Source organism: Parageobacillus caldoxylosilyticus NBRC 107762, from assembly GCF_000632715.1.
In the GTDB taxonomy this organism is placed as follows: domain Bacteria; phylum Bacillota; class Bacilli; order Bacillales; family Anoxybacillaceae; genus Saccharococcus; species Saccharococcus caldoxylosilyticus.
On sequence record NZ_BAWO01000094.1, the window covers coordinates 1 to 9,515 of the forward strand.

Annotated in this window: 7 protein-coding genes and 4 pseudogenes; 8 read left to right on the plus strand and 3 right to left on the minus strand. The window is 35.6% G+C overall.

Annotated features, from left to right (window positions below; translation table 11 throughout):
• Positions 1 to 296: pseudogene (locus GCA01S_RS20430) on the plus strand (putative iron-sulfur cluster-binding metallochaperone); the annotation flags it as partial.
• Positions 297 to 476: 180 nt separating this feature from the next.
• Positions 477 to 911: a hypothetical protein gene (locus GCA01S_RS18260; RefSeq protein WP_042412221.1), complete on the plus strand. Its 435-nt coding sequence runs from the start codon at positions 477 to 479 to the stop codon at positions 909 to 911.
• Positions 912 to 1,275: 364 nt separating this feature from the next.
• Here GCA01S_RS18260 and GCA01S_RS21410 read toward each other — a convergent pair.
• From GCA01S_RS21410 to GCA01S_RS18275, 3 genes and pseudogenes are all read right to left on the minus strand, one after another.
• Positions 1,276 to 1,521, minus strand: a pseudogene (locus GCA01S_RS21410) (ISNCY family transposase); the annotation flags it as partial.
• A gap of 288 nt (positions 1,522 to 1,809) precedes the next feature.
• A pseudogene (locus GCA01S_RS18270) lies at positions 1,810 to 2,830 on the minus strand (IS1595 family transposase).
• Between the two features lie 25 nt (positions 2,831 to 2,855).
• Positions 2,856 to 3,554 carry a transposase gene (locus GCA01S_RS18275; RefSeq protein WP_231883418.1) on the minus strand — a complete coding sequence of 233 codons (699 nt, stop codon included), beginning with the start codon at positions 3,552 to 3,554 and terminating at the stop codon, positions 2,856 to 2,858.
• 537 nt (positions 3,555 to 4,091) lie between these two features.
• Between GCA01S_RS18275 and GCA01S_RS18280 the strand changes: the two genes are divergently transcribed.
• The 6 genes and pseudogenes from GCA01S_RS18280 to GCA01S_RS18305 all read left to right on the plus strand — a co-directional run bounded on the left by GCA01S_RS18280 (position 4,092) and on the right by GCA01S_RS18305 (position 9,411).
• Positions 4,092 to 4,868, plus strand: a complete 777-nt coding sequence (locus GCA01S_RS18280) for an amino acid ABC transporter substrate-binding protein (RefSeq protein ID WP_042412223.1) — start codon at positions 4,092 to 4,094, stop codon at positions 4,866 to 4,868.
• A gap of 73 nt (positions 4,869 to 4,941) precedes the next feature.
• On the plus strand, positions 4,942 to 5,601 hold the full coding sequence (locus tag GCA01S_RS18285; RefSeq protein WP_042412226.1) for an amino acid ABC transporter permease: 660 nt from the start codon (positions 4,942 to 4,944) through the stop codon (positions 5,599 to 5,601).
• A gap of 15 nt (positions 5,602 to 5,616) precedes the next feature.
• Positions 5,617 to 6,363, plus strand: a complete 747-nt coding sequence (locus GCA01S_RS18290; RefSeq protein ID WP_042412228.1) for an amino acid ABC transporter ATP-binding protein — start codon at positions 5,617 to 5,619, stop codon at positions 6,361 to 6,363.
• Between the two features lie 490 nt (positions 6,364 to 6,853).
• Positions 6,854 to 7,039 (plus strand): annotated as a pseudogene (locus tag GCA01S_RS21170) (ArsR/SmtB family transcription factor); the annotation flags it as partial.
• Positions 7,040 to 7,766: 727 nt separating this feature from the next.
• The gene (locus GCA01S_RS18300) at positions 7,767 to 8,108 is read left to right on the plus strand and encodes a hypothetical protein (RefSeq protein WP_043968591.1); all 342 of its coding nucleotides are present in this window, start codon (positions 7,767 to 7,769) and stop codon (positions 8,106 to 8,108) included.
• 358 nt (positions 8,109 to 8,466) lie between these two features.
• Positions 8,467 to 9,411 carry a plastocyanin/azurin family copper-binding protein gene (locus GCA01S_RS18305; RefSeq protein ID WP_042412237.1) on the plus strand — a complete coding sequence of 315 codons (945 nt, stop codon included), beginning with the start codon at positions 8,467 to 8,469 and terminating at the stop codon, positions 9,409 to 9,411.
• The last annotated feature ends 104 nt before the right edge of the window (positions 9,412 to 9,515 follow it).

Sequence of the window (9,515 nt, forward strand, 5' to 3'; positions counted from 1 at the left end):
ATTCATCAAGGGATTGTGATGTTGTCTATTTTGATGCGGGTAAAAAAACGTATCTTTTATCAGAAATCAAGGTTCCTGTGTATCAAAAGGATGACTCTTCAACAGTACCTATTTGCTATTGTTTTGGTTGGACAAAAGAGAAGATTGAGGAATATGTAAAAAAAGGACTTGGTTCTAAACCTGTGAACCATATTCGTGAAAATATAAAAGAAAACCGGTGTGGGTGTGAGGTAAACAACCCTCAAGGTAGTTGCTGTTTGGGAAATGTTACAAGTTATATCAATAAACTATCCTAATCAATTTTTTTGAACGAAAATAAAGAATTTTTGTAAAAGAAAAGAACTTTTTACAGCCGTACTTTTTTCTTTTATCGAAAAATACTTATGTTGTTTATTAAAAATGTCATTTCATACTTATCCGGTCTTTTAAAATTTATGTTAATCTATATTCAAACATAAAAAAGGGGAGTGATTTAAATGAAAAAGGCAGTTGTTTACATTACCTATGGAAAAGAACAAGTAAATCCTACATACGAAGAAGATACTTTAAAAAGAATAGAAAAATATTGTTTTATGAACAATATTGAAATTGTAAAGGTGTTTAAAGATGTATTTGATTTTGAGAGAAGAAGTCCCATTCTTCTAGAAAGGGAAGGAATAATGTTATGGAAAGAAATCAATAATAATCGAGCAATAAAACTTCTGATCACCAACGATTTCGATAATTGTGTAGATTTTGATTATGATGTTGATATTTTTGAAGAAAAACTAAATTTTTTTCAACTTGAGCATATAGATATCTCAATAATAAATTTAAGTGATGTTCAATTAGATGAAGAAACACAAAAACTTTTAGAGGATCAGGTAAAGGTTTTTAAAAATTACAGAAAAAATAATTATTTATGTTTATAAAAAATAAAAAATGATTCCGACATAAATTAGTGATATATGCGTAATAATTTGAAAATCATTGCATCATTTAAACATAATGTGTACAGCTATAAAGCTGTACCTTTTATTTATGATGGATAATACATAACACGGTTCTGGTGCGAAGACGATTCATAAAAAACTAAGACATGAATTTCCTGCTAGCTTACGGATTATGATGCGATGTGAAACAGTTTATAATGAATCTTTTCGATTTTGGGCAGACTTCACACGAAAACTTAAGTTGTACCATGGGTACCATCTCACTGTAAGAAGGATGACTTCAGGCTGATAATGTTTCTATTTGAATAAATGTTGGTTTCCCATACTAGATGGTGTTGTAAAACTAGAGTAAAAACTCAAAATTATGCATAATAATGCATAACTGTACATGCAGTAAATAGCGATGAAACCCATACCAACGCGGTTGTTCTAATCCGTCATTCTTTAACTGATTAAATGTCTGTTCAATCGTGTTACGGAAACGGAACATCCACTTTCCTAATTCTGTTTTCAAAAATGAAGGCATGACCCGACCATAGGAATCTTTTCGCTCCTCACTATTTCGTGGGTTAATCGGTGAAATAAAAAGTCTGTTTTCTAAAAGATTGTTGCTAAAGAGGTTGAATACCATTTTGTAGAATAACAGAGTGGAGGTGTGTAGAATAATGGATAAGAAAAAATCCATCCAATATGGCTATTATCAATTTTTATTAATGCAATTGCTATGGGAATACTCGCATTTAACCATTACATGTTTAAGCAGAAAGGAATAGGGCTTGTCGTTCTTTTAATGTCACTATCCTTCATGTTTTTTATCATGACAATCATTGGGTTAATAATAAACAACAAAATTGACCGTACAAAAAAATAATAAAAGTTATGCTTCACTTAGATGTTGAACGGTAGTAAAGTTTACCTTTCGACAAGATGAGAGAAGCATTTCCTTCACACGTTCTTGAAACGGCATTTTCTTATTCAATTCAAGAAAAAGATGCCAAAACAAGTAGTTATCAAGGTATTTTGTTTCTACACCTTGAAACCTGTTTATCCACTTTTTCAAGCAAGTGTGATATCCATTGACGTGCTGAATATGGTAAATTCCTTTCTTTGTATAGATACCTTTACGAACATTAATGGCTTCGTGTTGTAGTCCCTTCATCGTAGCAAATTTTTTATAGTTTGTTGCTGTATCTGTGCATAGCAAAGCAGAGGTGTCGATATGTTTTCCTAACACCCCATCAATTTCCATAGCCGTAATACGACCTCTTCCTGCCATTTGGGAAAGGATTTGTCCGTTTCTATCGTGTGCAACCACCACACAAATTTGTTCTTTAGAAATACCACGTTTTTTTTTGCTACACCGCCACGTTTACGAGCCTTTCTGTGAGCGATGAACTTCTTGCCTTTTTCACTTTCTAAAAAGTATGTCTCATCACTTTCCACTATCCCTTTTAGTGTTGAATGACCAAGCGAACGAATAACGTTAAGAATTTTATGTCTCCAATAAAACGCAGTTGAAATGTGAATATCAAGTACTTTGGATATCTTTGGCAATGTATAACCTTCAATCATCATTTCAAAGTATTTCAACCACTTGTGAGGGTATCTTGTTCCTGACAATGGGCTACCTGTCATATCATTGAATGACTTCCCGCAACCCTTACAGAGATAGCGTTGACGAGAACGATATTTTCCATTACGTTTCATAGACATACTTCCACAATGAACACACGCTAATCCTTTAGAAAAACGAGTTTCCCGAATTTCTCCAACCATTTTGGAATGTCGCCTTTTGGCTTTGGAAATAAGTTTTGTTTAATGGCTCTAAACAGTTCTAACTGTTCTTTCTTCGGAAGTGTATAAAAGTCTTTGTAAACATCGTACCAAGCCATTGCCATACGGAACACCTTTTCTACATTCTTTTTATACATTATGTTCTATATAGCAACAATTTATGCGAAAATAGCCAATAAAAAAGATCCCAGTTTCTTCAGCCATGTTACGAACATTTTCACTATCATAGGCGGCATCTCCCAAGGCAAACTCAATCTTCCATTTCTTTAAAGATGGAAATAACTCAAGTGCAACAGACGCATCATGTTGATTCGCTGTTGCGAAAGCATGAGAGAGGATGATTCCTTCCCTAGTTGTACAAAGATGCAACTTATAGCCTTTGAACCATTTATACCGAGTGAAAATTCCCCATCTAGCTTGAGAATCGTAGAAACTGCTTCGGAGTGCCGTACTGTCAATGATGACGACATTTGGACACCGAACACCTAAGTCTTTGAGAAGTTGGGAGTTAAAAACGGAAAAACCTTGTTCTCGAAACCATTTCCCTGCCCGCGAAAACGTAGAAAGATGAGGAACCTCATTAAACCCACAAATCCGCCGGAAGTAGCCAAATCGATCCAGTATGTCCACTAACTGACGTAAAGAGTTAATAGAAAAATAAGTTTTCAAAAAGAAACACTTTAACAATGACTTTTTTGAAATCAGTGGTTGACCTGTCACATAAGGTGTTTCAGGTAAAGAAAGTTGGTCAATGTATTGAAATAAAGCCTGTAAAAGAGGATCGATTTCGCTAGACAGTGCATGTTTGATTACAATATTGGAAATCATGATAGTGTCCACCCCTTGGAATGAAGTATTTTTGGTCACTGTATATGATTTCCAAGATGGGTGGATTTTTTGCGTGCTTTTATGCATCCATTATGTGTTTTGCAACACGTTCATATTATAGAAAACCATGTTTCTCACCAATCCCCTTCATCATCATATAACAAGATAATTAGCAAATGCTTTAGTATGATAATGTGCTAAAAAATTCCGTTGACATTCATTTTTATGTTGTGTTATTTTCATCTTACGATAATTTATTACTCTAATATATTATCGAATTAAAGCGTATACGGGAGGGATATCTTCATAGAGGCAGTCATCATAGAATTTTAGTCATTCTTGTATTGAGCTTATTTCATGTAAATGTTGTCCTAACTCTTGTTGCAGATGCATTTGCTGTTGGTTTAGTGGTGACTGGCAGCGAGGGCATTCAAACTTATTGGACATGCAAGAGATTAACCAAAGATTATTAAAAATATTAATATTTTAACGACTAAAGCAAAATGATAATTAGTTAAAGGAGGTTATCTACAAAGTATGAAACGTATAGCAACTATTATTCTGACCATGGCAGCGGTATTCTCGCTCCTTATAGGATGTTCCAAATCGGAGGAAAAAGAAAAAGACAACACGCTGGTGATTGGCATAGACGATAAATTTGCACCCATGGGATTCCGGGATGAGAATAATGAAATCGTAGGGTTTGACATTGACTACGCCAAGGCAGCTGCCGAAAAAATGGGAGTAAAGGTTAAATTTCAACCTATCGACTGGAAAACAAAAGAATCTGAGTTAAGCAGTGGACGGATTGATCTTATTTGGAACGGGTACACCATCACTGAGGAGCGTAAAAAGAAGGTTCTTTTCACAAAGCCTTATATGAAAAATGCACAGGTTGTTGTCACCCTGGCTAATTCAAACATTAACAAACTTGATGATTTAGAAGGCAAAGTGGTTGGCCTTCAATCTCTATCTTCTGCAGCCGATGCGTTGAATAAAAATCCGATTAAATCCAAGATCAAGACGGTTACGGAGTATGCCGACAATGTTCTGGCATTGAAGGATCTAAAGCTGGGCCGTGTTGATGCAGTAGTTATTGATGAAGTTTTAATTAAATATTACATGTCTAAAGAGAAAAATACCTATAAACTACTCGATGAATCCCTTGCACAAGAAGAATATGGAATAGGCGTTAGAAAAGGTAATGAGGAACTACTCAAGAAACTTCAAAAAGCTCTCGATGAGCTGAATGAGGACGGTACCGCCGCCGAAATCTCTAAAAAGTGGTTTGGCGAAGATAAGGTATTAAAGTAAAATAGACCGAAATAATATTAACAAAACAGGATTTCCGTGAGAAACCCTGTTTTGTTTTTGGAGGAATTCTTTCATGTCCATAAATTATTTCATTTCAATACTTAAGCCAATGCTAGAAGGGGCGCAGATGACAGTCCTCTTGTTTTTGATCGCCATTGTGTTGTCAATTCCGCTGGGCTTCGTACTAACACTTGCTGTAAGAAGCAGCTTCAAGCCTGTATCCTGGTTTGCGCAGATCTATATATATGTGATGCGCGGTACCCCATTGCTGCTACAGCTGCTATTTATATGTTTTGGACTACCTATGCTCCCTGTGATCGGAGATTATTTGGTACTAGACCGCTTTGTCGCAGCATGTTTGGGATTTACTTTGAACTATGCTGCATATTTTGCCGAGATCTTCCGCGGCGGTCTGATGGCTATTGATAAAGGTCAATATGAGGCCGCCCAAGTCCTTGGTTTGAATAAATGGCAGACGATGACGCGAATCATACTTCCACAAATGTTCCGCATCGCACTTCCTGCCGTTGCTAACGAATCAGTTACACTGGTTAAGGATACCGCACTGCTCTATGCTGTTGCTGTACCGGAATTATTACACTATGCACAGACTGTTGTGAACCGTGATTTTACAATCGTGCCTTTCTTCATCGCAGGTATCATTTATCTGATCCTAACGCTCTTATTAACTGTTCTCTTTAAGTGGCTAGAACAACGGTTCAAATTTGACTAAGAAGGAGTAGTGAATGTGGCTCTTATTGAAGTATCCAACCTCAAAAAATCATATGGCAAATTGGATGTATTAAAACAAATTACATTTGATGTAAATAAAAACGATGTAGTTGCTGTGATCGGACCCTCTGGCTCTGGGAAAAGTACAATGCTCCGCAGTCTGATCCATCTTGAAGAAATAGACGGAGGAAGCATCTGTATATCCGGGGAATATTTGGTGAGGGACGGAATCTACTCAAAACCGCAGGAGATCAAGCGGATCACCTCTAAGATGGGAATGGTTTTCCAGCATTTTAATCTCTTCCCTCACCTCACGGTTAAAGAAAATCTGGAGCTCGCGCCTAGGTTAGTAAAGAAGGAGTTAAATGCAGAAATCGAACGACGAAGCAAAGAGCTCCTAGAAAAAATAGGACTCTCTGATTGGGCTACAGCTTACCCAGGAAAACTTTCGGGCGGTCAAAAACAAAGAGTAGCCATTGCTCGGGCGCTTATGATGAACCCTGAAATCCTGCTGTTTGATGAGCCTACTTCCGCTTTGGACCCGGAGTTGACCGGCGAAGTACTGCAAGTAATGAAGCAGCTGGCTGAAGAGCACATGACTATGATTGTGGTGACACATGAGATGGGGTTCGCCAAGGAGGTTGCAAACCGAGTCATTTTCATGGACAACGGGGAAATCATCGAATCCGGTCATCCGACTGAGTTGTTTACTAACCCAAAGTTTGAACGAACGAAAGCCTTCTTGAAACGCAGTTTGAAATAATCCGGGACGCAGTCTATCAAATGTATAGAGTGATATACGTTTCATAGGGAAATCAGATTTTGCAATTCTAAAGACTTCGATACTAAAGCTGATCGTATCTACACCTTTCTCTGATAGGTTGATACCTAATAGATCATGTATTTCACTTATTAACACCTTACTACTTAAAAGGTATAATTATTAACTAATTAACAAACAAAACGTACTTTTAGCACATCCATAGTCTTGTTTTAATTAAAAAGCACTCTGCAAATATAAGCAGAGTGCTTCCATGGAATGGATTATCCCCTACAGATAGACAGTAAAAAAGAGAACAGTTGATATGATGTTCTTAGGAGTCTATCTGGGAGGGATTTTTTATGGCGAAGACTAGGAATTTGAATATAAAATAAGGCAAATCTTTTAACAATTTATTTACAAAAAATTTTTTGCGATAGAATTCAATTAATCAATTGAATAGTTAAATTTGTTTTTAGATGGGGATGAAAAATTGAATCCGAGAGAGTTTAAAGATTTCGTTTATGAACAGTTTGCGCGTATTGGAAAGACATTATCCAGTCCAAAAAGAATCGAGTTGTTAGACTTACTAGCACAGGGCCCAAAATCAGTGGAAAGATTGGCAAAAGAAACAAAAATGAGTGTTGCTAACACTTCACAACATTTACAGAATACATATGCTAAGTCTCTATACCTATATTTCGAAGCAATAGACTGTGAAATTACACAGATTGATTTATATGGTTCGAATCATCATGTTTATAGTATTGATGTAGTCAAGCTTAATAACAGGAATGGAATAACAAGCTTTCATGATAACGACATACATAATGTTACTGTGTTTGAGCCTCTTCCAGGTCATGGATCTTCATACGATCGAATGTTGGATGTTGGTTGCATGTTTAGACATTTAAGGTTAAATTTATGAGGTGTCTCGAGATAAATTACAAAGTAGGAAAATTACATTCTTTTCTGCGTTCTTTTCTGCGGGAATTGCATTTAATCATGATGAAGATATTGATTATTAAACAATAGATGAAACGATGAAGATGGGGTACAGCAACGATTCATAAAATATGGGGTCATAAGATGATTTATTTTAACCGAAATAATCTTCGGTACAGTAATTACGCTTAAACTGCTGTCTTTTATTTACCGAATTGCTTGGTACGCAAGGCATTCTACCGTAGTGGTCCGAAATAGAATAAATTGTTGCCGTACTTCTATTTCATCTTTTATAATCTATAAGTTATGTGAATAAGAAATTCCTTCGAAACAAAGTCTGAAAGGGATTTTTATAGGTTGTTAGATACATGGACTACATTATATCAAATTTTGGTTTTTAAAGGAGGTAGTTGGTAATTTTAATGTAAAATAAATATAAAAAGTATTGGAGAGGACTTATGATGGGTTTAATTATGACATTTGTAATGATACTTGTTTTTATTGCTTGTACTGTTGGTATTACTTTGAGCATTAAAAACAAGAACATTCTCAATAAACCAAGTTGGGGTATACTCATCTCTCTTGTTTTTCAATTACTTTTATTTACATTATTTTTTACAGAAGTATTAGCAAGTTTTCCGAAAGTAATCGCTCATCTTTTATGGTGGGGGGCAGTTTTAAGTGGTCTTATTTTTGGGATAAGGGATTTTAAAAATAACTTAATTACGTCTGTTTTAAGCATTCTTTTAAGTGTTTCTTTGGCTGGTCTGATGTTTCTTATGTTAGCCATAACTTCCATGTAACGATAATCTTATTGAGCTAACGGGTGTTTGAGTTTAATTAAAAAGAAAAAGGGAGAACACATATTAGTCATGTGTAATATGTGTTCTCCTTTATTTTTTAAGGCTTTTTATAATTTAGGTCTTGATAATTATTCGTTGGCACTCCTTGTTTATTTTTGATAAATTTCCAAGATTGACGGAAATATAATTAAGAAAATTTTGAAAAATAACCTCATTACATAAAGGATTATAAGTCCTGCTATTGTTCCAGACATTACGTTTATCCATATGAATTAATTTAATAAATTTAAAAAGGACTAACTAACCGCTTGCCCACATATATGTGTACAAATAAAAACTTACAGGGAGGGATCGTTCATTGTCGATTTTATTAACCGGAATCATTGTAACGATTTTATCTTTGATTGTTATTGTTTTCGTATTCATAAAAAGAAAGAAAATCACATGTATGGTCGGAATGATGGTGGCGATGGCTTTAGGAATGTTGGTCGGGCTAACAGATGGCTTGCTGGCCGGGATTTTGTATAGCGGTAACCTCTTTTTCTCAACCGTTTTAGGAATGGGTTTTGGGTTTTTAGCCGGTTTTTTGACCGGGCTGCCGATTAGTGTCATGGCCATCATAGATGGCGTTTTGTCAGGAATAATGGGCGGAATGATGGGAGCGATGTTAGGAGAAATGATTTCGCCGCAACACCAAAATTCAATGATTCGTGTAATGCTCGTCATATTTGTTGGGATGATTGGTATTGTTTTGTACATGCTTCAACAAGAAACCGGTTTTAACCGTTTATCTTTCATCAACAAAATATTCCATAATCCATTGTTATTATCAATCGTCTTTCTGCTGTTTTTCTACACATATAATCATTTAAATAATACGCTCGATCAAGGTCATAACGTGTCCATAAAAAATTCCCATATGAGCCACTCTATGACTAATAATAAGCTGTCTGGCTCTCCGTTGAATTTCAGTACAAAGACGAAAAAAGTAGTCATTGAAGCAACCGAATTTGCTTACTTCCCTAAAGATTTCAAACTTACCGTAGGGCAACCAGTAACCTTAATTCTCAAAAATAGCGGTGAAGTTGAACATGATATCGAATTCGAAAATATGAAAGTATCTCTTTTACAACAAAGTCATCATGGGAATCATTCAAAAAATCAAACAGTCCATATTCATTCTTTGCCGGGAAAAACAGCCGAAATCAGGTTCATACCGGTCGAAAGCGGTGTTTTTCGATTTTATTGTACGGTTCCTAGACATAAAGAATCTGGTATGGTTGGATTCGTTGAAGTTTCTTAACAAAGTGAAGTGGATGCCGAGACAATGCTCGGCTTTTTTATTTATATTATTGTTTAGTTTTACATACAACTAAGTGAAATAACATGCAATATGTTGGAGAAGGG